Origin of the sequence: Segatella intestinalis, from assembly GCF_029348455.1 — a bacterium.
Taxonomy (GTDB): Bacteria; Bacteroidota; Bacteroidia; order Bacteroidales; family Bacteroidaceae; genus Prevotella.
In genome coordinates this window covers 24,351-48,431 of record NZ_JARJVV010000020.1, presented here as the reverse complement: position 1 = coordinate 48,431, position 24,081 = coordinate 24,351, and the positions used below count along the sequence as shown (strand labels likewise).

The following is a 24,081-nucleotide window of genomic DNA, read 5'->3' as shown; positions in this document are numbered from 1 at the left end:
ATTAAAACAAGAAAGAAATGGCAAAAATAGATCTATACGATCCTAAATGGGTCGAAATGGTTTTCGCCGGAAAGAACAAGGAGTATGGTGCTTACCAGCTCCGTAAGGGTACTTCTGGTCGAAACATCAAGGCTCTTCTGATCTTGGTCATCGCTGCAGCTCTCGTAGGTGGATTCTTGGCTTGGAAGGTTATCGAACAGAAACAGGCCGAAGAACAGCAAGCATACATGGAAGCTATGGAGTTGGCTAAACTCCAGCAGCAAGCTAAGAAAGAAGAAAAGAAGAAAGAGCCAGTGAAGCCAAAGATTGAACCTAAAAAGGAGATACCTGTGGCTCGCGAGACTCAGAAGTTTACTGCACCTGTCATCAAGAAGGATGAACTCGTAAAAGAGGAAAACCAGGTAAAGCAAATGGATAAACTGGATGAGAAGGTGGCCGTAGGTACTGAGAACAAGGAAGGTACTAAAGACCGTCTGGCTGAAGCTGTAAGAAGCGATATCGCCGTAGCAGCTCCACCACCACCACCAGCTCCAAAGCCTGAGGTTTCTAACAAGGTGTTTGATGTTGTAGAAGAGATGCCTCACTTCCCTGGCGGCGCAGCTGCCTTGCAGGCTTTCCTCTCAAGCAACACAAAGTATCCTGTTGTCGCTCAGGAGAATGGTGTACAAGGTCGTGTAATCGTATCATTCGTTGTAGAGCGTGATGGCTCTATCACTGATGTAAGGGTTGTGCGTTCTGTAGACCCATCACTCGACCGCGAGGCTTCTCGAGTTGTAAGAAGTATGCCAAGGTGGAGTCCAGGTAAGCAGAATGGTTCTGCCGTACGTGTGAAGTACACAGTTCCAGTTGTATTTAGATTGCAGTAATAGAATGAAAAGAACATCTTATATTTTTATAGGATTAATATCACTATCAATGGCTTTCTTCTCATCATGTGGTGAGAAGAAAGCCAAAGATGGTAGAACAGATACTCCTACGTCGGGCACTATTGAATTCTATGCAGACGAAAGTCTGAGCCCTATCATCGACGAGGAGAGAACACAGTTTGAGTTTGAATTTCCAAAGGCAAAACTCAAGCCCATTTATTCAGATGAAGTCACAGGACTTCAGATGATCAAAGATTTCAAGACTACTCTTTTATTCACAACTCGTCATCTGAAAGATGGCGAGATTGCATACTTGAAATCGAAAAGCAATGTTATTCCTTCAGTCTTCCCTATCGGATACGATGGATTGGCTTTTATCGTCAACAAGAACAACCAAGATACTTGTATAACGGTAAACGACATCAAACGTGTCCTGACAGGAAAAGCCACAAAATGGAGCGACATTGTTCCTGGTTCTAAAAGAGGAGACATCGAAGTCATCTTCGACAACACTCGCTCGGCTACTACCAACTGGGTTGTTGACTCAGTATTGCATGGCGAAAAGATGGGTGCCAAAATCATGGCAGCCAAGACAAGCAAGCAGGTAATTGACTTCGTAGACGAGACTCCAGGCGCTATCGGTGTAATTGGTTCTAACTGGTTGAACGACCGTCGAGATTCCACCAACACCACCTTTAAGAAGAATATTCATGTCATGCGAGTGTCTATCAAAGACAAGGCAACTCCATCGAACAGTTGGCAACCCTATCAGGCTTACCTTCTCGACGGAAGATATCCATTCGTAAGAACATTATATGCTATAGTAGTAGACCCACACAAGGCGCTCCCATGGAGCTTTGCCAACTACATCACGAACCCACGAGGACAGTTGATTGTATTCAAATCAGGTCTGCTTCCCTATAGAGGCGACATAACCTACAAGAAAGTAAATATTAAAAAATAAGAATCCAATTAAACTTTCTGGATGAAGGTGTCATCTAATGAATAAAAATAGTAATCACACAAATAAAAATTGAGATTATGAAAGCAATTAAATATTTAGTGGCTGCCGCATTGATGATGGGTTTGTCAATGCCAGCAATGGCTCAGGATGTCAACTATAAGGACATGCTGAAGTCGATAGAGGCAAATATCAAGTCTGGTAACGCAACCTCAAAGGATTTTGATAAGTCCCTGAAGGAGTACCAGAAAGAGTTTAAGAAAGACCCGAAGGCTCTTGTAGCTTTGGGTAACATTCTTGCTATCAACAAGCAGTATGACAAGGCTATGGCTGTAGCAGATGCTATCACCATGAAGTTTAAAAACTTTGGTGACGCCTATATCCTGAAAGGTGATATCTACGCATTGCAGGACAATGGTGGTGATGCTGCTGCAAGCTACAACGACTGTATCGTCATGGATCCTAAGAATCCTCAGGGATACATCAGCTATGCCAATGTATATCAGAAGATTGACCCTGTAAGAAGTGCAGAGACACTGAAGAAGCTGAAGGAAGTGAACCCAGAATATCCTTACGAGGCTATGGCAGGTTACACATTCTACAGCAATGGTAAGTACGACAAGGCTTACGATCTCTTCAAGCAGACTGACCCTAACAAGTTGGAGGAATATATCTATGTAGCTTACGCTATCACCGACTATATGGTCAACAAGAAGGATGAAGCATTGACACTCTCTGAGAGTGGATTGCAGAAGTTCCCTAAGGATGCTACCTTCCACAGAGTTGCTGTATGGTCTGCTGTAGATATCGAGAAATTCGATGTAGCTCTCCAGCATGCACAGGTCATCATGGGTACAGACTCTATCAAGAAGACATCAAGAGACTATACCTACTATGGTATGGCATTGGTAGGCAACAAACAGTACGATGAAGGTATAGCTCAGTATGAGAAGGCATTGCAGCTCAAGGCCGACGATCCTAAGCCATTGCAGTACATCTCTGAGGCATACAAGCAAAAGGGTGATGAGGACAAAGCGTTGGAATACAGCCAGCAGTATATGGACAAAAACCCAGATGCAGCTCCTACAGACTTCATGAAGTTGGCTGAAATCTATGTCAACAAGGCTAAGAAGAATGCAGAAACTAAAGTTCAGAACATAGAAAAAGCCATTAGTGTTTACGACAAACTTGCTGAGAAATATCCTTCATTGAAGGCATTCGCCAAACTACAGGAAGGTAACACTGCATTCCAAAGCGAGTTGGACGATATGGCTATCCCAGCATATGAGGAAGTAATCAAGGAGCTTGAGGCAAAGCAGTGTGACGCTGACGAAGTCGGCTACTTGAAGCAGGCTTATCAGTACATGGGCTTCATCTACAACTACGACAAGCAGGACTTTGAAAAGGCAAAACCATACTGGGAGAAATTGCTCCAGTTGGATCCTGAAAACAAATATGCAAAGGATGCCATCGAAAAGGGCACAAAAGCTACAGCAGAATAATAAGAAACAAGAAATATTCAAGAGCGGAATTCCAAAAGGAGTTCCGCTTTTTTTATACTCGTTTGAGTTATAAGATTGAAGTGAAAAGGTATTATAATAAAATATACACCTACGAGTGAACCTTATAATAAAGGCAGGAATAAAAAATAGATTTCAAAACAAAAGAAACAAAAAAAGAGCGACTCAAAGAGCCGCTCAAGATGTTTTATGTAACTAAAGTATCTTTCCTTAATAATTAAGGAAGACTGATAGCCTCGTTAGGACAAACATCAGCGCAAGTGCCACACTCTGTGCAAGCATCTGGGTCGATAGAATACTTCTCGCCCTCAGAAATAGCACCTGATGGACACTCATCAATACATGTACCACAAGCGATACAATCGTCACCAATTACGTAAGCCATAATAATAAAGTTTAAATATTAATAATGTTTTGTTCAATCTGTTTTAATCTATACCTATTAAGTATGGTGCAAAGATAACAATATTTTTTCAAATACCTACATGTAGGTATCATTTTTTTTGTAATTTATACTCTTTCGAAATAAGTTGAGGGCAATAAGAATCCATGTATTCCGTTATAAGAATATGAAAAAGAAGATATTTATCATCATATCCCTTATCGGATTAGTACTCTTCCAGGCACAGGCTCAGGAACGTACCGTAGAGAATCGTCCTTATACCGACCTTCGTACTTTCCACTTTGGTGTATTGGTAGGCACACACCTGCAAGACTTAGAGTTGGTGAATACGGGTCATCAAACCTATATCAACGAGGAAGGTCAAGAAGTAGAATCATGCGTCACCGTCGATCAAGACAGATGGGATGCAGGATTCACCGTAGGCGTACTGGGTGAACTTCGTCTCAACACCAACTTCCAACTACGAGTAGCTCCTGCCATGTATTTCGGCACCCGTCATCTTACCTATCGCAACCTGCTGGAGAAAGATGCCAACGACCGGCCTACCGAGAAGATGCAAGAGATGAAAACAGCCTATCTCTCTACAGCAGTAGACCTCATCTTTGCAGCTCCTCGCTTTAACAATCACCGACCATACATCATGGCGGGTATCAATCCGATGTTCAACCTGAACAACAGCAATGACGATTATATCAAACTAAAGAAAACAGACCTGTTCTTAGAAATCGGAGTAGGATGTGACTTATATCTTCCGTTCTTCAAATTAAGACCGGAACTGAAATTCATGTATGGAATTAGCAACACAGTTGACAAAGGGCACATTAATAATATAAAGGATAAAAATATGCTACCATATGCTATGGCTTCCCAGAAAGCACACAGCAAAATGATAGCATTAACTTTTTATTTCGAGTAATCCAAGACTATCTTGCCCACCCAAATGGCATTCTTGCCATTTTGGTCGACAGGAACAAGCTTTCCGTCCAAATCCTTCACATATCTCAATTCCTTGAAATAAGTATGTGAATGACCTCCCAATACCAAATCGAGATAGCGAGTGCCGGGTATTGTCTGGACATCATCTGTATTCTCCACATTCCATCCCAAGTGAGAAATACAAATAATGATGTCGCATTTCTTCTTTTTCTTTAAGAAGGTAGCCGTTTCCAAAGCTGTTTTTATAGGGTCAAGATACTTGATCGGCCCATAATTGGCAGCAGTGACAAGTCCTTCCAACTGAGGTCCCAAACCAAAGACTCCGATTTTCACTCCCCCGCGTTTCAATACAACCCAAGGCTTAACAATGTCCTTCAAAGGCGTACCAGTGAAATCATAGTTGGAACAAACTATAGGGAACTTAGCCTTCTTGAAAAGCCGAACCATGTTATCAATACCAAAATCAAACTCATGATTACCTATCGTGGCAGCATCATATCCCATCTCATTCATCAGTCCCACCTCTACATCACCTTTAAAGAGTGTGTAATAAGGTGAACCTTGTGAGAAATCACCACTATCGAAGAGCAGAAGGTCTGGATTCTTCTGTCTTTCCTGCTTCACCATGTTCACCCTACGAAGGAAACCACCTCTGTCTGCAATAGCCGTATCAGCCAAATTTGGATTCAGAGGCATCACACAACTATGTGTATCATTCGTATGCAGCACCACCAACTGTTTCTGTGCCCAAGAACTGAAAGTAATGCAACACATTACCACAGCAAAAAAATATTTCTTCATCATAGATATTATTTGATAACTATCCGACCTTCCACTTTAGATTCCACACACATTCCTTGTGCAGCCTGTTCACGAAAATAATTCATGATAATGAAGCGCACATTATTCTCTCTCTGTTTGGGCGCAAAGACATCCGTTCCTTTCTTAAAGGCAGTCAACTGGTCGTTGCCTTCAGCCAGATAATCAAGCGTTGCCACCCGGTAAGAAGCCTTCTCGTCTATAGGTTGTCCGTTGAGTGTAGCATCCAAAAGCTTCCCATCTTTCGAGATATCCATTTTTACAGCATGACTTACGCCCTCACCACCACGCATGGCAATCTGAGAAAAAAGTTCAAGCACATCCTTACCCGTCAAAGTAAGGAAACATATCTTATTCTCGAAAGGAGCCATATCATTGACATCACCAACCGTTTGTTTTCCCTTAGCCAAGGCTGCACGAATACCACCCATATTATAAACGGAGAACACAGGCTTCTCTTCGAAATCCTTACCAGCCCATACCAAAATATCACAAAGCAGGTTGCTCAATTCACTCTCTGGACGACCAGTAGCCATATAGTGAGCAGTCTCACCCACAACAGGACTCATAATACTGTCCACCTTATGCTTATAAGGTGCTATAAAGACAGCTGCCTGAGCATCAGGATTCTGATCAAATCTCTTATCCACCAAAATACGGGAACGCTGCACCTTTGTAACCTTGTACTTCTGAGCCACGCAAGGAGTAGATATACCCCAAGTAGCCAAAAGAAATGCAGTAATAACTAAACATTTATTTCTCATGATTCAACTTGTTTTATTTATTATTGCAAAGATACACTAAAAAAACAAGAAGAACAAAAAAAATATCATATAAAAATAAAGAAAGTAATTGAAAATTTGGAAGATATAAGAAAAAGTTGTAACTTTGCACCCGCTTTTCGGCGTAACCGCTGGCATGGGCTGACGAGTGGCTCGTCTATGTTGCGTTGGAACGACAAACAATATTTAATTATAAAACAAAATGGATTTAATTAAAGTTGCTGAAGAAGCATTTGCAACCGGCAAGAAGTTCCCTGAGTTCAAGGCAGGTGATACTATCACAGTCGCTTACAAAATCGTCGAGGGTTCTAAGGAGCGTATCCAGCTCTACCGTGGTGTAGTTATCAAGATTTCCGGCCATGGCGACAAGAAGCGTTTCACCGTTCGTAAGATGTCAGGTACAGTAGGTGTTGAGCGTATCTTCCCTATCGAGTCACCTGCTATCGATTCTATCGAGGTGAACAAGCATGGTAAAGTACGTCGTGCTAAGTTGTACTACCTCCGTGCCCTTACAGGTAAGAAGGCTCGTATCGCTGAGAAGAAGACTATTCAGAAGAACGCTGAATAATTTTACTCCGCTTACAATCCTAAGTAAAAAGATAAAGGAGACTCACAATACACATTGTCGAGTCTCCTTTTTCTATATCCATACCTGCAAAGGTTTTCCTTCGGTAACATTCTGACTTAAATATCATCATAGTTGGAGGGATCCGATTTCTTCTCCTCCTCCACTTCGTAATTGAGATTTCCGTCATCATCTCCATGCAGAGCCTCATGGAAATCATCCCAACTCTGATACCCCACAAAAAGCGCCAACTTGTTCAGTGTTTTCTTGGTTGGTTTTTCCTTTCCACTCACATAGTTCCACACCTTATGAAGCGCATCAGCATTCAGTTTGATGTGATGCTTGATAGCAAAGAAAGAGGCCAATTTCTCAAAATCAGCTCCAACCGGAATCTTCTTACCAACCTTCTTTTCGATTTCACTTGTGAGATGAGTCAAATCATTTTTCATAACCTAACGTGTTTGAAATTCTCTATTTTGGTTGCAAAAGTACAAAAAAGTTCTTATGAATGGTACAAAAAGAGAGATTTTTTGTAACTTTGCAGCAAATTCTTAACAAACAGAACTTTGCAATGAAAGAATTAGCATTAAAGTACGGTTGTAATCCAAACCAAAAGCCATCTCGAATCTACATGGAGGATGGCAGTGAACTTCCCCTCGAAGTTATTAATGGCCGCCCTGGCTACATCAATTTTCTCGATGCTCTCAATTCATGGCAGCTCGTCAAAGAGCTGAAGGCAGCTACAGGCATTCCAGCAGCAGCAAGTTTCAAACACGTTTCTCCTGCAGGAGCAGCCATTGGTCTTCCACTGAGCGACACACTGAAGAAAATCTATTTTGTCGATGACGTCAACATCGAACTGTCACCATTGGCTTGTGCCTATGCACGTGCACGCGGTGCCGACCGTATGTGTTCTTACGGCGACTTTGTTGCTTTGAGTGACACATGCGATGCAGCCACAGCCACCCTCATCAAACGAGAGGTTAGCGATGGCGTGATAGCTCCAGACTATACTCCTGAGGCAATAGAAATTCTGAAGGCAAAGCGCAAGGGCACGTACAATGTCATCAAGATAGACCCCGACTTTGTGCCAGCACCTATCGAGCACAAGCAGGTATTCGGCATTACCTTCGAGCAGGGCCGCAACGAGGTGAAACTCGACGATCCAGCCTTGTTTGAGGACATCCCTACCAAAAACAAGACATTCACAGCAGAGGCAAAGCGCGACCTCATCATCTCTCTCATCACATTGAAATACACACAGAGCAACTCTGTATGCTATGTGAAAGATGGTCAGGCCATCGGTATCGGTGCTGGTCAGCAGAGCCGCATCCACTGCACACGTCTGGCTGGTTCCAAGGCAGACGAATGGTGGTTGCGTCAATGTCCCAAGGTGATGAATCTTCCTTTCAAAGAGGGAATCCGCCGTGCCGACCGCGACAACACCATCAACGTATATATCAGCGATGAATGGGAAGACGTGCTGCAGGATGGTGTATGGCAGAACTTCTTCAGCGAGAAGCCAGAGCCATTGACCCGTGAGGAAAAGAAAGCATGGATTGCCCAGAACACAGGTGTATCTGTAGGCAGTGACGCCTTCTTCCCATTTGGTGACAACATCGAACGTGCCCACAAGAGTGGAGTAGAATATATTGCCCAGGCTGGTGGCAGTATCCGAGATGATAATGTTATCGAGACCTGCGACAAGTATGGCATAGCCATGGCATTCACCCACGTACGACTCTTCCACCACTAATCAGTGGTGGGAGTCTGTAACTACCGAGAGAAGAAAAGATTTTTTAAAAACAACATCAACACCATTTAAAGACAAAAGAATATGAATGATATTGATGATATTATCATGGGTGGCATGGTATTCAAAGCCGGAGGAGGCCCCAAGAAGGAGGACGACGGCAAGGTAAAGACCAAGGCCAAGAAAAAGAAATATATCACTGGCGCCCACGGCAGCGGATCTGCACGACAGAAAGCTAAGTATCGCCAGCAGCGGGCCAATCGCCACAAGTAGAATTTCTTCTTGAGACAAGACCACAAAAAAAGAGAGGGCTACCTTCCTCACGGAGGATAGCCCTCATATAGGTCATATCAACATAAAATTATAATTTATATAAGAGAGATTCGATTTGACACATCTTTACAACAAACCCTTGATTTCAGAAAGAGGTTTCTTTTCCATGTTACCGTTCTGGTAAGTTACTGTAAAGAAGTCATGTACTGACTTACCTCCCTTAAACTGTACCACGGCTACACCACCATCGCGAAGCTGCAATGTAAAGTAACCCTCACGTTTGCCATTGACATACTTTCCGTGCCACTTTTCCTTACCATTCTTGTAGTAAGAAGTAACTTCTCCGTTGAAAACGGTGTTACGGTCATCACCCAAGTCGATGAAGCTATATCCGCCCTCGGCTCTGAGGTTTCCATTCATATAAAAGTCCTGGAAGACATTTTTCTTGGTGATGCCACTTCCTGTTGTCATCAAAATACGATAATAAGCAGCCTGATCAGCATTTGCCACATTACTCATATTCTCAGCATAAAAAATGGTGTCAGCAACTACTGTTGCATTTTCCACGTGCTTACGACCAAAACTTGCGATGGTCACGAGCATCATAACTGACAAAAATATAATTCGTTTCATTGTTACTACGTTTTAAAGGTTTATATCTTTTTTCTGATGCAAAGATAGTAATAATTTGAGTAAGTTGTATTTTTCCTTAACGCAATTTTATCATATTTTTTGAGGCTATTTTATTTTGCAATTTGTAACGCACACAAAGTAAGAATTCAAAAGTTTTTCCACGTTTTACTTACACTTTGTCAATTACTACTCCACACATTCTTCTTTACACCCTCTATTTACTAACACTTTGTAAACATCAATTAATCCTCCAGCAAAAATCAAGCAGGAAGATTACAAGCGGCATAAACAAAACAGAAATGATAAGCGAGTAAGTCACCAGCCATATATTATACTGCAGAGCCTGCACTTCCCTGCATCAAGCAGGATACGCCCTTACTGTTTTTAGAAAAATATATCCTCTTTTTTGTATGAATCTACGATATTTTTTGTAATTTTGCAACATTATAATAAATAAGTACGCACGCATGAAACATTATATATATAGCATCCTGTTATGCATAATAGGCGCCACCCTCACTTGCTGTAACAGCAGCACAGAAGAATTCTATGCTGATATAGAGCAAGACCGCGACAACGATGAGATAACAAGCGACGACTATGAATACCAGATACCCGTGATATTCCACGTCCTCTATCAAGACAGTCAGGACAGGAAACAGTATGTAGACTATACTAGAATCAAAGAACTCGTTGCCCATGTCAACGAGCTCTATCAAGGCAACGTCTATACATATCAGGAATACGACAACAGCGAGAATATCCACGTCCGTTTTGTCCTTGCCGAGAAGAACGAGCAAAATCAAACCTTAGCACAACCAGGAGTTGAATATATCAAATGGACTGGCACCTACCCCATTGACTGCGAAAAGTTCATGGGCGACAACTCACGCCGATACACCAAATATGTATGGGACCCCAACGAATACATCAACGTGATGGTATACCCCTTCGAACAGACAAAAGACGAATCTTCTATCACTTTGGGCATCAGCGTGATGCCCTATCAGGGAGCAGGCTATCCCCAGATAGAAGGTCTCAATAACACCAAGCGCACCAAACTGTCCAAAAGCAATCTGAAATACGCTCACTGCCTCTGCATCAACAGTAAGTACATCTACTTTGAGAGCAACCGATACAAAGGCATAACTTCAGAATCCGAGAGCACCGAAAATCTCATCTACGATGCCAATGCCACACTTGCCCACGAGTTAGGACATTATCTTGGTCTGCATCATGTCTTTGCAGAAAAAGACAACAAACCCATCGAGTCGTATGCCGATACCGATTATTGCACCGACACAAAGAGTTATAACCGACCAGCCTACAACACGTGGCTTTCCCAATATATAGAAAACAAACGACAAGAAGCCGAATCGGCAGGTAAAGATGTCATCGTCCTCCTGTCTGATATGATTTCTCGTCAAAACGACACAGGCGATACTTGGAGTTCCATCAACCTGATGGACTATTCCATGAGCCTGAACTATCAGTTCACTGCCCAACAGCGTGAGCGCATACGCCAGGTACTCTACTACAGTCCCCTCATTCCTGGCCCCAAAAAAGAGCGTCCTAACACTCGCTCCACAGAGACAGCTACCGATGAGCCTCTCGACTTACCAGTAATCATCGTCAAATAACACAGAAAACAAAACATAACATGACATATATCATTCAAGCACCCCAACAGATCAACAGTACTATCCAGTTGCCAGCCTCCAAGAGTATCTGCAACCGCGCCCTTGTCATCCATGCTATGGCAGGCTGCACCTTTCCTCTTAGCCATCTGAGCGACTGCGATGATACAGAAGTAATAGTAGCCGCACTTCGTGACATGCCCGAGACCATCAACATCAAGGCAGCAGGCACCGCCATGCGTTTTATGACCGCCTATCTGGCAAGCACACCAGGCTCGCATACCATCACGGGAACCGAGCGCATGAAGAACCGTCCTATAGCCATTCTTGTAGATGCCCTCCGCCGTTTGGGAGCCGACATCGAGTATGTAGAGAAAGAAGGCTTTCCCCCACTCCGCATCGAAGGCAAACCTCTCGAGGGTGGCCAGATAGAGGTAGTAGGCAGTATCAGCTCGCAGTATATCTCTGCCCTGCTGATGATAGGTCCGGTGTTGCAGAAAGGTCTCGAACTGAAACTCACAGGCGAGATAGCCTCCCGTCCTTATATAGACCTCACCCTGTGGACCATGCGTCAGTTTGGTGCCGATGCCAAATGGACTGATATCGACACCATTACCATAGCACCCCGACCCTATGCCAAGATAGAAGACTACACTATAGAAAGCGACTGGAGTGCATCGTCATACTGGTACGAGATCATGGCCCTCAATGCCAATCGTGACTCGGAACTGCAGTTGGATGGTCTGTCAGACTGCACCAAGCAGGGCGACTCTGTGGTGAAATACATCTTCAGCCTGTTGGGAGTGAAGAGCGATTTTGAGTTACGCGACCGTATAGCCCCACTCAAGCTGAAGGCCCACCGCTGTACATTACCACGCCTTGACTACGATTTCACGGGTTCTCCAGACCTGGCACAAACCATCGTAGTAGCCTGTTGTGCGATGGGAGTACACTTCCGTTTCACCGGTCTTGCCACATTGAAGATCAAGGAGACCGACCGTATAGAGGCATTGAAGCGAGAGCTCAGAAAAGTGGGTTATGTCATTCGCGACGAGAATGACAACACCCTCATCTGGGAAGGCGAGACCTGCGAGCCTACCCTTGAGCCTATCGACACCTATGAAGACCATCGCATGGCAATGGCCTTCGCACCTCTGGCATTCAAGTTTCCACAGTTGCAGATCAATCATCCCGAGGTCGTCACCAAGTCATATCCCCACTTCTGGGAAGATCTCCGCTCTGTAGGTTTCATTATCACCGAGAAGGCATAATTCCCTTGTCTTCTCACAAACAGTAAGAATCTATCCGTACATCCCATGCTATATCTCATCATATCCCTCGTGGCCTTGGGCATCATCTCTGCTCTATTAGGCATCTTGAGCCATCGCAATGGTCCCGAATCACCTATTCAGGAAGGAGTTTCCTGCAACACCTGCAATGGCGATAATGCCAAATGCGAGCAAGAATGCCTGATGGAAGCATCGGTCAAAGAAATCGAATATTTCGACGATGAGGAGTTGGACCGTTTTCGAGGTCGCGAGTCCCATGACTATACACCCCAGGAAGTAGAAGAATTCTCCGAAGTCCTCTATACCATGCATCCCGAGGAAGTGGCAGCCTGGAACAGAAGCCTCATTCTCCGGGGCATCAACCTTCCCGACACGCTGAAGGACGAAGTCATAGCATTTATACAGGAAAGCCACGTAGCCTCATGAACATACTCGAATATACATTTTTCCAAAACGCCCTTGCAGGAGCTTTCCTGGCAAGCATCCTTTGCGGTTTCATAGGAACCTACATCGTAACCCGCCGCCTTGTCTTTATCAGTGGCGGTATCACCCATGCTTCGTTTGGAGGCATAGGCATAGGAGTGTTTGCCGGCATCAACCCCATCCTGTCTGCAATGATATTTGCCATACTCAGCGCTTTCGGCGTACAATGGACTTCCTCACGCAAGGACATACGTCAGGACTCCGCTATTGCCATGTTCTGGACTCTGGGCATGAGTGTGGGCATCATCTGCTGTTTCCTTACTCCAGGTTTCATGCCCGACCTGCCATCTTTTCTCTTCGGCAGCATTCTCACCATCGGCACAGGCGATCTCTGGCTGTTGGGCATTCTCACGGCATTTGTCTGCATACTCTTTACTCTTTTTCTACGACCCATCCAAAGTGTGGCATTCGACCGCACCTTTTCTCTTTCGCAGCATCTTCCCGTCGCCCTGATAGAATATATGATGATGGCACTCATCGCCATGACCATCGTCGCCACCCTCAAGATGGTGGGTATAGTCCTTGCCATCAGTCTGCTTACCATTCCACAGATGACGGCCAGTATCTTCACCTACAGTTACAGGCGGCTTATCCTCTACAGCATCATCGTGGGCTGGTTCGACTGCCTCATCGGGCTCCTCGTCAGCTATCAGTTCAATGTTCCCTCAGGAGCCACCATCATCTTTGTAAGTATCCTCACTTTTGCCCTCTGCAAGACAATAAAAGCAGGCATATCTCAGTTTTATAAGAAATAAAAAACATTTATAAGAAACAAAAGCCATCAACGTGAAACAGCATTCTGCCCTTCATATTATCCTCATCCTCGTCATAGCCCTCATCGCCGTGACAGGTTGTTCTACGCAGAAAAATACTGCGCGCAACAGATGGCTGCATGCCTTCCACTCCAAGTACAATATATACTATAATGGCACCTTGGCTTATATCGATGCCTCGCTCGAGAAAGAGCAGGGCAACAAGGACAACTATACCGAAATCATCCCCCTTTATACCGTAGGCAACAAGAACAGCCGCGAATTGGGCAAGGGCAACTACGACCGTGCCATCGAGAAATGTCAGAAAGCCATCCAGCGCCACAGCATCAAGCAGCGCCCCGAATGGAACAAGAGTCGCCGAAAGACAGCCAAGGACATCGAGTGGCTCAACCGCAGAGAGTACAATCCCTTCATCTGGAAGGCTTGGATGCTGATGGGCCGTTCGCAGTTCTATCAAGGCGACTTCGAGAATGCCGCTTCCACCTTTGCCTATATGAGCCGGCTCTTCGAGACCCAGCCTGCCATCTACGGCCGTGCAAAGGCATGGTTGGCTAAATGCTATATCGAACAGAACTGGATGTACGATGCCGAAGACATCATCCGCAATATGCAGCGCGACTCCATCCACTGGCGTGCCCAAAAAGAATGGGACTACACCTATACGGATTATTACATCCACACCCAGCAGTTCGACAAGGCCATCCCCTACCTGCGCAAAGTCATCAAGCATGAGATGCGCCGCAAACAGAAAGCCCGCGAGTGGTATCTCATGGGCCAGCTGCAGGCTGCATTGGGTCATAAGACCGAGGCCTACAAGGCCTTCAAGCACGTGATACGCCTCAACCCACCCTACGAGTTAGAGTTCAATGCCCGCATCTCTATGAGCGAGGTGATGGCATCCACCAATACCAAGCAGGTTCTTTCCCGTCTGCACCGAATGGCTGCCTCCGATAAGAATAAGGAGTATCTCGACCAACTCTATTATGCCATGGGTAATATCTACCTGCTGAAACGTGACACCCTCAATGCTATCTCCTCTTACGAGAAAGGCAACACAAAGTCAACACGCAACGGTATAGAGAAAGGTGTACTGCTCCTCCACTTGGGCGACCTATATTGGGTCAAGGAGCTCTATTCAGATGCACGCCGCTGTTATGGTGAGGCCATCGGCCTGTTGGACAAAGACCGCAAGGACTACAAACAACTGTCCGAGCGTTCCAAAGTACTCGACGAACTCGTACCCTATACCGAGGCTGTCCACTTGCAGGATTCTCTCCAGCAACTTGCCACCATGAGTGAGTCCGACCGCAATGCCGCCATCGACCGAGTGATAACCCTTCTGAAGAAGAAGGAAAAAGAAGAACGCAACCAGCAGGCCGAAGAGAATGCCCAGCGCCATTTGGCTCAGAATGGAGGAATGGGCAATACCTCTGCCAACAACCGTCCGTCACAAACATCATCGCCTGCAGCATCGCAGGTCAACAGTGCCTGGTATTTCTACAACCCCATAGCTGTAAGTCAGGGTAAGACATCCTTCCAGCGTCAGTGGGGCAAGCGCGAGAACGTAGACAACTGGCAGCGTATCAACAAGACCGTTGTAGCCTCAGCTCAGGGAGCAGAGGAGATGACCGACGAGATGCGCGACTCCTTGGCACAGGCATCCATACAGGAAGACTCCATCAAGCAGATAGCCGACAGTGCCCAGAACGATCCTCACAAACGCGAATACTATCTGGCACAAATCCCCTTCACTGCAGAACAGTTGCAGGCAAGCAACGCCTTGCTCACCGATGGTCTGTATCACTCTGGAGTCATCTTCAAGGACAAACTCGACAACCTGCCACTGAGCGAGAAAGCTCTGCGACGCATTGAGGAACATTTCAAGGATTATGAACACATGGACGATGTGCTCTATCATCTCTATCTGCTCTACTCACGCAAGCACATGCCTTCTACAGCCAACACCTATGTAGAGCGACTCAAGCAGGAATACCCAGAGAGTAAGTGGACCACACTTCTTACCGACCCCTACTATGCCGACAATGCCAAGTTTGGTGTCCACATAGAAGACTCGCTCTATGCTGCGTCCTACGAGGCTTTCAAACTGGGGAAATACCAGACGGTACTGTCCAACTCTGATATATCATCCACCCGTTTCCCCATGGGCGCCAACCGTGACAAGTTTATCTTTATCAGCGCTCTGAGCAAGTTGAACCAGGGCGATGCGCAAGGATGCGTGGCTGATATGAAGACCCTGGTCGAGAAATATCCTGAGGGCAGACTCAGCGAGATGGCTGGTATGATAGTCAATGGAGTCAATGCCGGAAAACGTCTCCATGGCGGCAAGTTCGACCTGGAGAACGTATGGGAGCGACGCAGCACTGTACTCAATGAGAACGAGCAGACTGCACAGAAGGCCTTCAGCCCAGAGCGACAGACCGACTTCGTGTTCCTCTTTGCCTATCAACCCGACTCTGTCAACGAGAACCAACTGCTCTTCGAGATGGCGAAGTTCAACTTCACAACCTATCTTGTCCGCAACTTTGATATCAACATCGAAGAACGCGACGGCATCCATCTCATGCAGATCACAGGTTTCCGTAATTACGACGAGGCACGCCTCTATGCCCACGACGTACTGCATCAGACACAAATTGTGCGCCTTCTGAGTAAGTCGCGCACCTATCTCATCAGCCAAGAGAACCTCTCGCTGTTGGGCACCCAGTATGCCTATAGCGACTACGACAAGTTCTATCTGAAGCACTTCGCCCCAGTGAAGCCTATCCAGACAGACTTGCTTGACGAGCCGGCAGAGATCATCACCGAAAAGGAAGAGTCCTCTGTATCCTCTGACGAAAAGGAAACCGATGAGAACCCAGAACTGGAAGAGCAGAACACCTCGACAACCATCGTCGTAACAGAGGAGAAGACTGACAACCAGGCACCTTCCGATAATACGATGACTATACCCGAAGAGCCTCAGCAACAACAGAATGCTCAGGGCACAACCATCATCAAGGAGGAAACGCAGCCTGCCCAAAACAGCAATATCATCAAGGAGGAATCGCAGCCTGCCCAGCCTGCTTCAGGCACTACTGTCATCAAGGAGGAACCCCAACCTGTCAATACAGCAAAGACGAATCAGCCTGCAAAGACGAGCCAACCTGCAAAGACTGACAAGACTGCCCCGTCAAAGACAGACAATAAGAACACAGCAGCCCCCAAGGCTAAAGACAACAAGACAGAAGAAAAGAAAAATCAGAAAGACAACAAGGAGAAAAAAGAAGACTCCTATGATCTGGAAGACGAATATTTTGAATTAGAAGGATTTTAGAAATATGAACAACGGACTATTATTATGGGTAGATGATGAGGTGGAACTTCTCAAGGCCCACATCATCTTCCTCGAGAAAAAAGGTTACCAAGTTGTCACAGTAAGCAACGGAGCCGACGCCATCGAGCAGTGCCGCCAGCAGACCTTCGACCTCATCTTGCTCGACGAGATGATGCCAGGACTCAGCGGTCTAGAGACACTGCAGCAAATCAAGGACATACAACCTGCCACACCTGTGGTAATGTGTACCAAGAGCGAGGAAGAAGACATCATGAACCAGGCCATCGGCTCCAAGATAGCCGACTATCTCATCAAGCCCGTCAACCCCAACCAGATTCTCCTGTCGCTCAAGAAGAACATCCATCAGCGCGAGATTGTCAGCGAGGTAACCCAAAGCAGCTACCAGCAAGAGTACCAGCAGTTGGCAATGCAGATCATGGACAGCCGCACCTGGAAAGACTGGATGGATATCTACCGTCGACTCGTGAAGTGGGAACTGGAGCTCAGCAGCACGAACAGCCCGATGACCGAGATGCTGCAGATGCAGAAGGAAGAGGCCAACTTAGGCTTTGCCAAGTATGTTTCCAAGAACTATCTCGACTGGATGCAGCAGCTCGCATCCCTCAGCCAGAACGAGGAACGCCCCTGCATGAGTCCCGATGTCTTCAAGACCAAGATATTCCCTCACCTCAACCAGGGCGAGAAAGTTTTCCTCATCGTTATCGACAATTTCCGCTACGACCAGTGGAAAGTGTTGGCACATGACATCGGTGACCTCTTCGACATCGAGGAAGATATGTATATGAGCATTCTCCCCACTGCCACCCAGTATGCACGCAATGCAATCTTCAGTGGACTGATGCCAGACAAGATAGCCCAGATGTTTCCAGACCTGTGGGTAGACGAGGAAGAGGAAGAAGGCAAGAACCTCAACGAGGCGCCCCTCATACAGACTCAGTTCGACCGATATCGTCGTCACAACACCTTCAGCTATCATAAGATCAACGACTCCATGGGAGCCGACAAATTTCTTGACAAGTATAATGAGCTGAAAAACTACGACCTGAATGTGGTAGTCATCAACTTCATAGACATGCTCTCCCATGCCCGCACCGAGTCGAAGATGGTCCGCGAGTTAGCCAACAACGAGTCTGCCTATCGCAGCATTACTCAGAGCTGGCTTCACCACTCTGTGCTGTCCGAACTCTTCAAGCTCCTGTCGCAAAGCAATTATAAAGTCATTATCACCACCGACCATGGCAGCATAAGAGCCACCAAGCCTCTGAAGATAGTAGGCGACCGCAACACCAACACAAACCTGCGCTACAAGTTAGGCAAGAACCTTGCCTATAGTGCCAAGGACGTATTTGTCATCAAAGACCCACACAAGGCACTGCTTCCTGCGCCCAACATCAGCACCTCGTATGTGTTTGCCTATGGCGATTCCTTCTTCGCCTATCCGAACAATTACAACTATTACGTTTCCTACTATAAGGACACCTTCCAGCATGGAGGCATCTCCATGGAAGAGATGCTCATCCCTATGATCACCCTCTCACCCCGAAAGCGATAGATGACAGAAGGTTTCATGATCATCGGTCAAGGAGAAAACTCAAGAACAGAACAAATAACACAAAGCCCAACAAGACATAGTCCAAAGGGCACAACTTAATAAAAAATATAGCAATATGGAAATTAAAATCAACTCATTAGAGGACATACACAACGCAGCAAAGGCGTTCATCTCGAACATGGGTGACAGCAAAGTCTTCGCCTTTTACGGCAAAATGGGAGCTGGCAAAACTACCTTCATCAAGGCATTGTGTGAAGAATTAGGAGTAGAAGACGTCATCACCTCCCCCACCTTTGCACTCGTCAACGAATACACCTCAGGCAATGGCGACCCCATATACCACTTCGACTTCTACCGCATCAAGAAGATAGACGAAGTGTACGACATGGGCTACGAAGACTACTTCTATGGTGGCAACCTCTGCTTTTTAGAGTGGCCAGAACTCATAGAGTCCCTTCTACCAGAAGATGTCACCAAAGTTCACATCACCACAGAAGCAGACGGCTCCCGCACCATCTCCCTCTAACCCTGCAGAAAAGCAGGAAAACCAATCGCATATATAATATTTATGCTCACGTTCGCACGCGTACATTATATTATATATGCGTTTTTTCATTTTGCAACATCTCAAGGATGATGTATTCCTCACATTCTGTTCTTCTGACTTTCTCCAGCACCCATAGCCTTATACTTGCTACGAGTGACATAAGTAATTAACTATAAGGATAACTAAAATATAAGTAAGTCAACGTGAATTATAAATAAGCAATAACTGAGTCAACTCATATTATCAATAACACTTAGAGTGGTCAACTAAAATCGTTAAACCACAGCGAAAATTTCGTTGAACCACAGTATATTCTCCGTTCAAAGGCTTTGAACGGACATTCAAAGGCTCTGAACGGACATTCAAAGGCTCTGAACGGAACTTTCATAGGCTAAAAAAAAGAGTTTTATAGTATAAGAGCAAGATTTCTCTCAGTATGAAGTGAAAGTTTTATTGGAGTTCAAGGGTGATAACTCAAGTATCGCATTCGTTATTCATTTATCGTTAATGGGAATGTGAGAGGAGATTTTAGCACTATTTCTATCATAGTCAAAAAAAAAGCATGGCGGAAAGCCATGCTTTTGTATGAAGCGATTGGGGATTAGAGGAGTGCCTGGAACTTCTCGACGAGGGCTGGCTTTTTAGCAGAACCAACAAACTTGTCAACGAGCTTACCATCCTTGAAGAAGAGAAGGGTAGGGATATTACGAACACCAAACTCCATGGCGATATCCTCGTTTTCTTCCACATCACATTTACCTACTACTATCTTGCCATCATACTCTGAAGCAAGCTCAGACACGATGGGTGCCAACATACGGCAAGGACCGCACCATGTTGCCCAAAGGTCAACTACCAAAGGCAGCGAACCATTCTTATAACTCTCGAAATTCTCGGTTGTAATTGTAACTTCCATTTTTTCTTAATTTTAATTGTTTGTATTGTTCACTCAACTTTCGCAAGTTCAGAAGTCATATAGAAGTTAAAGAAGTTATCACTTCCTTCGTTCATTAGAAGTTATAGCCAACAGCCTTTTGGGTTAATACTTAACCATACAGCATATGGCTTTAACTTCTCCAACTACTATAACTTCCCCATCTGCGAAACATCAGTTGTTCATATAAATACTGCAAATAATATGCCAAAGTTCATAACCCGTACAGCAGTTGAGACAACACCCAAAAGGCTATGACTTTTCGAAACATCAGTTAATGCTATACGACATTTTGGGATTGTCCTCGATGAACTGGATGAGGTTCTTGTCTACATTCACCGTCTTGTCTTGGGCCCTCATAAGGATATAGTCGTTGCTCTCCACTTCGTGTATGCGGAGGAAGAGCTGGGTACGACTTTCCTCATTGTCGCGGGCAAGGAGTGTGCTCAAGTCGCTCACCAACGTATCGTTGATGATATCACTATCTATCGTGATGGTGAGTTTGTCCAACTTTTTCTCCTTTACCGTCTGGAGATACTCCACACTCGAAACCTTGAAGTCGAGATACTGGTCGTTGCCATAACGTGACTGACACTTCGCAGTAACAAAGACGGTACAGCCCTCGGTGAACATACCCTTCCACTGTCCCCAGTCCTCACCAAAGAGAGCCAACTCGCCGGAGCCTTCGAAATCTTCTATCGTGACGAAGCCGCAGGGATTTCCCTTCTTGGTGAACTTCGACTTCACTCCGGTGATGATGCCGCCAAAGACTATATTCTCTTTCTTGGCAAGCGAGGGCTTGTCGCCTAACTCAGCGCAATGGGTGTTGCACATAGAGTTCAGCACCACACTATAGTCGTCCAAAGGATGAGCCGAGAGATAAATACCCACCAAGTCGCGCTCCTTGTTCAGTCGTTCGATGGTGCTCCATCCTTCGGCATGAGGAATGGGAGGTGTGGCTATCTCTATGGCGTCGAGTCCTCCAAAGAGAGAGGTGACAGCCTCGTGCTGCTCGCGCTGATAAAGCTGACCATATCTTACCAAGGTGTCGAGGAACATCTCGTTCTTGTTATTGACACCAAAGAAGTTCTCGCGGGGTATTCCGAAACTGTCGAAGCCACCACTCAGCGCCAGGCTTTCGAATGCCTTTCGGTTGACATTGCTGAAGTCAACACGCTGGGCAAAATCAAAGATATCTTTGTAAGGTCCGTTCTTCTCGCGTTCTGCCACAATGGCATCGGCTGCAGGAGTTCCCATACCCTTGATGGCAGAAAGGCCAAAACGTATCTCGCCATGCTCGTTCACACCGAATGCACGATAACTCTCATTGACATCAGGCCCCAGGGTCTTGATATTCATCGACTGGCACTCCTCCATGAGTTTGGTAATCTCGGTAATCTGAGAGAAGCGGCGGGTCATCAGCGCAGCCATGTATTCGGCAGGATAATGTGCCTTGAGATAGGCTGTCTGATAAGCTACCCATGAATAGCAGGTGGCATGCGACTTGTTGAAGGCATAGGAGGCGAACTTTTCCCAATCGCCCCATATCTTCTCGAGCACCTTAGGGTCGTGACCGTTCTCTTGTCCCTGCTTGATGAACTTAGGTTTCATCGCGTCTACAATGTCCTTCTTCTTCTTACCCATCGCCTTACGAAGGGCATCACTCTCACCTCGGGTGAAGTTTGCCAACTGGCGTGAGAGAAGCATCACCTGCTCCTGATATACAGTAATGCCATACGTGTCCTTGAGGTATTTCTCCATGCAGGGGATATCGTACTCGATAGGTTCCTTTCCGTTCTTACGGGCAATGAACGAGGGGATATAGTCCATAGGACCCGGACGGTAGAGAGCATTCATGGCGATGAGGTCCTCGAAGACGGTAGGCTTCAGCTCACGGAGATACTTCTGCATACCGGGCGACTCAAACTGGAAGGTTCCGATGGTCTGTCCACGCTGATAAAGCTGATAGGTCAGTTCATCATCGATGGGCAACGTATCAAGATCGATGACATCACCAGTGGTCTGCTTGATAACCTTGCAAGCCTCCTTCATCTCTGACAGGGTCTTAAGACCCAGGAAGTCCATCTTGATAAGTCCCGTGGTCTCGATGACATGGCCATCATACTGGGTCACGGCTGTCTTCAGACCAGGGAAGTCTGGGTCGTCGGCAGTAGATACCGGTACCCAGTTGCTGATAGGGTCACGACAAATAATGAAGCCACAGGCATGAATACCTGTTCCTCGCACGGTGCCCTCGAGCATCTTGGCATATTTGATGGTGTTGCTCTCGCGTATATCAGAAGAGAATTCTGCCTGCTGCAGTTCGGGGGTGTACTTGATGGCATTGGTCAGATTCATCTTCGCTCCATCAGGCAGTCGGTCAGGAATCGCCTTACAAAGGGCATTCGCCCTGTCGAGTGGCAGCTTCTCCACACGCGCCACATCCTTGATGGAGTTCTTGGTGGCCATACTGCCATAGGTAATGATATGGGCACAATTCTCGTGTCCATACTTATCCATCACCCATCGCAGCACCTTGCCTCGACCATCGTCATCGAAGTCGGTATCAATATCAGGCAGGTTGACACGGTCAGGATTCAAGAAACGCTCAAACAGCAAGTCATATTTCAAAGGGTCAATCTTGGTAATGCCCAAGCAATAAGCCACGACAGATCCTGCCGCCGAACCACGGCCAGGACCTACCATGACACCCAACTCCTCGCGGGCAGCCCTGATAAAGTCGGACACGATGAGGAAGTAACCAGGGAAACCCATGGTCTTCATCACATGAAGCTCGAAGTTGACATGCTCGTCGACATTGGCAGGAAGCGGGTCGCCATAGAGTTTCTTGGCTCCCTCGTAAGCAAGGTAGCGCAGGTACTCTGCCTCAAACTTGATGCGGTATATTTTGTCGTAGCCTCCCAGACGGTCGATTACTTTCTGCCCTTCCTCGGGCGAGAGTGGATTCTGCCCATTCTCATCGGTGGTGAACTCATGATAGAGTTCCTCCTCGGAAACTCGCTCACGCAACTGCTCCTCGGTACCGAAGCTCTCCGGAATGGGGAAGAAAGGCATAATGGGGCCATGGTCGATGCTATAGACCTCCACCTTGTCGAGCACCTCCAAGGTATTGGAAAGTGCCTCGGGAACATCAGAGAAGATGGCGTTCATCTCCTCACGGGTCTTGAACCACTCCTGCTTGGAGTAGCGCATACGGTTAGGATCATCAAGGTCCTTGCCCGTTGCCAGACAGAGCAGATGGTCGTGAGCCTCTGCTGTCTCCTTGTCCTCGAAGTGGCAGTCGTTGGTACAAACCAACTTGATGCCATACTCCTTTGACATCTCTATAAGTACCTTGTTGGCCCGTTGCTGCATGGGGAAGGCCTCGCGGTTGGCAAGGACAGAAGGGTCGGTCACCTCGTGGCGCTGCAACTCCAGATAATAATCATCGCCAAAGACACGATGATACCACTCGCATGCCTCACGGGCTCCTTCGATATCGCCGTTCAGTATCTTGCGTGGCACTTCTCCTGCGATACAGGCCGAACAGACAATGAGGTCTTCATGATACTTTTCCAAATCAGCACGGTCGGTACGTGGACGCATATAATATCCGTCCACCCACGAGTTACTCACCAGCTTGATGAGGTTCTTATATCCATTATAATTCTTTGCCAGCACGATGAGGTGATAACCACTCATATCGCCTTTATCCTTCTCACGGTCTTCCTTGCGGCGATGGGCTACATACATCTCACAGCCTATGATGGGCTTGAAAGGTTCCAATCCCTCTTTCTTTCTGCCTTTGTTCACCTTGGCGCAATAGTCGCAAAGCTCCTTGATGCCGAACATCACACCATGGTCGGTAATGGCCATACCCTTCATGCCATCAGCAATAGCCTTGTCCACAAGACGGGGAATCCTGGACTGACCATCGAGAATGGAATACTGGGTATGAACATGTAAATGAATGAAATCTTCCATTTTTATGCGTAAAACT

At 46.2% G+C, this 24,081-nt stretch carries 21 protein-coding genes; 14 read left to right on the top strand and 7 right to left on the bottom strand.

The genetic code is table 11. The features are described 5' to 3' along the window. Positions 1-17: 17 nt before the first annotated feature. From P3T48_RS12730 to P3T48_RS12720, 3 genes are all read left to right on the top strand, one after another. Positions 18-866, top strand: coding sequence for an energy transducer TonB (locus tag P3T48_RS12730; RefSeq protein ID WP_217758247.1), 849 nt, complete (start codon positions 18-20; stop codon positions 864-866). A gap of 4 nt (positions 867-870) precedes the next feature. After that, entirely contained in the window at positions 871-1,830 is a 960-nt protein-coding gene (locus P3T48_RS12725; protein ID WP_276506913.1) for a PstS family phosphate ABC transporter substrate-binding protein, read from the top strand. Between the two features lie 77 nt (positions 1,831-1,907). Then, positions 1,908-3,329, top strand: coding sequence for a tetratricopeptide repeat protein (locus P3T48_RS12720; protein ID WP_276506912.1), 1,422 nt, complete (start codon positions 1,908-1,910; stop codon positions 3,327-3,329). A 235-nt stretch (positions 3,330-3,564) separates the two neighbouring features. On the opposite strand, the gene fdxA is transcribed toward P3T48_RS12720, so the two are convergent. Beyond that, positions 3,565-3,732 (bottom strand): 4Fe-4S ferredoxin, encoded by a 168-nt coding sequence (gene fdxA / locus P3T48_RS12715; protein ID WP_022251564.1) that lies wholly within the window; start codon positions 3,730-3,732, stop codon positions 3,565-3,567. A gap of 184 nt (positions 3,733-3,916) precedes the next feature. On the opposite strand from fdxA, the gene porT reads away from it, so the two are divergent. Further along, entirely contained in the window at positions 3,917-4,666 is a 750-nt protein-coding gene (gene porT / locus P3T48_RS12710; RefSeq protein WP_276506911.1) for a type IX secretion/gliding motility protein PorT/SprT, read from the top strand. Here porT and P3T48_RS12705 read toward each other — a convergent pair. Together P3T48_RS12705 and P3T48_RS12700 are read right to left on the bottom strand one after the other, a co-directional pair. Further along, positions 4,654-5,487 (bottom strand): bifunctional metallophosphatase/5'-nucleotidase, encoded by an 834-nt coding sequence (locus P3T48_RS12705; protein ID WP_276506919.1) that lies wholly within the window; start codon positions 5,485-5,487, stop codon positions 4,654-4,656. The two genes, porT and P3T48_RS12705, sit on opposite strands and share 13 nt — an antisense overlap. Positions 5,488-5,495: 8 nt before the next feature. Further along, positions 5,496-6,269 (bottom strand): 5'-nucleotidase C-terminal domain-containing protein, encoded by a 774-nt coding sequence (locus P3T48_RS12700; protein WP_276506910.1) that lies wholly within the window; start codon positions 6,267-6,269, stop codon positions 5,496-5,498. 220 nt (positions 6,270-6,489) lie between these two features. Between P3T48_RS12700 and rplS the strand changes: the two genes are divergently transcribed. Then, a complete protein-coding gene (gene rplS, locus P3T48_RS12695; RefSeq protein ID WP_022251568.1) occupies positions 6,490-6,855 on the top strand; it encodes a 50S ribosomal protein L19 in 366 nt (121 codons plus the stop codon). Positions 6,856-6,971: 116 nt separating this feature from the next. Here rplS and P3T48_RS12690 read toward each other — a convergent pair whose 3' ends face one another. Next, a complete protein-coding gene (locus P3T48_RS12690) occupies positions 6,972-7,301 on the bottom strand; it encodes a hypothetical protein (RefSeq protein WP_022251569.1) in 330 nt (109 codons plus the stop codon). A 122-nt stretch (positions 7,302-7,423) separates the two neighbouring features. Here P3T48_RS12690 and P3T48_RS12685 point away from each other — a divergent pair, with 122 nt between their 5' ends. Together P3T48_RS12685 and P3T48_RS12680 are read left to right on the top strand one after the other, a co-directional pair. Next, positions 7,424-8,608, top strand: a complete 1,185-nt coding sequence (locus P3T48_RS12685) for a phosphoribosylaminoimidazolecarboxamide formyltransferase (protein WP_158462585.1) — start codon at positions 7,424-7,426, stop codon at positions 8,606-8,608. Positions 8,609-8,689: 81 nt separating this feature from the next. Next, positions 8,690-8,878, top strand: coding sequence for a hypothetical protein (locus tag P3T48_RS12680; RefSeq protein WP_022251571.1), 189 nt, complete (start codon positions 8,690-8,692; stop codon positions 8,876-8,878). 126 nt (positions 8,879-9,004) lie between these two features. Here the strand turns inward: P3T48_RS12680 and P3T48_RS12675 are convergent, their stop codons facing one another. Then, positions 9,005-9,511 carry a toxin-antitoxin system YwqK family antitoxin gene (locus P3T48_RS12675; protein ID WP_022251573.1) on the bottom strand — a complete coding sequence of 169 codons (507 nt, stop codon included), beginning with the start codon at positions 9,509-9,511 and terminating at the stop codon, positions 9,005-9,007. 467 nt (positions 9,512-9,978) lie between these two features. Here P3T48_RS12675 and P3T48_RS12670 point away from each other — a divergent pair, with 467 nt between their 5' ends. The 7 genes from P3T48_RS12670 to tsaE all read left to right on the top strand — a co-directional run bounded on the left by P3T48_RS12670 (position 9,979) and on the right by tsaE (position 19,126). Further along, complete coding sequence (locus tag P3T48_RS12670) at positions 9,979-11,151, top strand: zinc-dependent metalloproteinase lipoprotein (protein ID WP_276506909.1); 1,173 nt, start codon at positions 9,979-9,981, stop codon at positions 11,149-11,151. A 20-nt stretch (positions 11,152-11,171) separates the two neighbouring features. Then, positions 11,172-12,419 carry a 3-phosphoshikimate 1-carboxyvinyltransferase gene (locus tag P3T48_RS12665; RefSeq protein WP_276506908.1) on the top strand — a complete coding sequence of 416 codons (1,248 nt, stop codon included), beginning with the start codon at positions 11,172-11,174 and terminating at the stop codon, positions 12,417-12,419. A 45-nt stretch (positions 12,420-12,464) separates the two neighbouring features. Next, entirely contained in the window at positions 12,465-12,863 is a 399-nt protein-coding gene (locus P3T48_RS12660) for a hypothetical protein (RefSeq protein ID WP_217758256.1), read from the top strand. Continuing rightward, positions 12,860-13,675, top strand: a complete 816-nt coding sequence (locus tag P3T48_RS12655; RefSeq protein WP_276506907.1) for a metal ABC transporter permease — start codon at positions 12,860-12,862, stop codon at positions 13,673-13,675. Before P3T48_RS12660 ends, P3T48_RS12655 begins: the two co-directional genes overlap by 4 nt. 31 nt (positions 13,676-13,706) lie before the next feature. After that, on the top strand, positions 13,707-17,027 hold the full coding sequence (gene porW, locus P3T48_RS12650; RefSeq protein WP_276506906.1) for a type IX secretion system periplasmic lipoprotein PorW/SprE: 3,321 nt from the start codon (positions 13,707-13,709) through the stop codon (positions 17,025-17,027). Positions 17,028-17,031: 4 nt separating this feature from the next. After that, complete coding sequence (gene porX, locus P3T48_RS12645; RefSeq protein WP_022251579.1) at positions 17,032-18,600, top strand: T9SS response regulator signal transducer PorX; 1,569 nt, start codon at positions 17,032-17,034, stop codon at positions 18,598-18,600. A 115-nt stretch (positions 18,601-18,715) separates the two neighbouring features. Continuing rightward, a complete protein-coding gene (tsaE, locus tag P3T48_RS12640; RefSeq protein ID WP_276506905.1) occupies positions 18,716-19,126 on the top strand; it encodes a tRNA (adenosine(37)-N6)-threonylcarbamoyltransferase complex ATPase subunit type 1 TsaE in 411 nt (136 codons plus the stop codon). A gap of 622 nt (positions 19,127-19,748) precedes the next feature. Here tsaE and trxA read toward each other — a convergent pair. Further along, positions 19,749-20,063 carry a thioredoxin gene (trxA, locus tag P3T48_RS12635; protein WP_158462573.1) on the bottom strand — a complete coding sequence of 105 codons (315 nt, stop codon included), beginning with the start codon at positions 20,061-20,063 and terminating at the stop codon, positions 19,749-19,751. A 288-nt stretch (positions 20,064-20,351) separates the two neighbouring features. Next, positions 20,352-24,065: a DNA polymerase III subunit alpha gene (gene dnaE, locus P3T48_RS12630; RefSeq protein ID WP_022252811.1), complete on the bottom strand. Its 3,714-nt coding sequence runs from the start codon at positions 24,063-24,065 to the stop codon at positions 20,352-20,354. Positions 24,066-24,081: the final 16 nt, after the last annotated feature.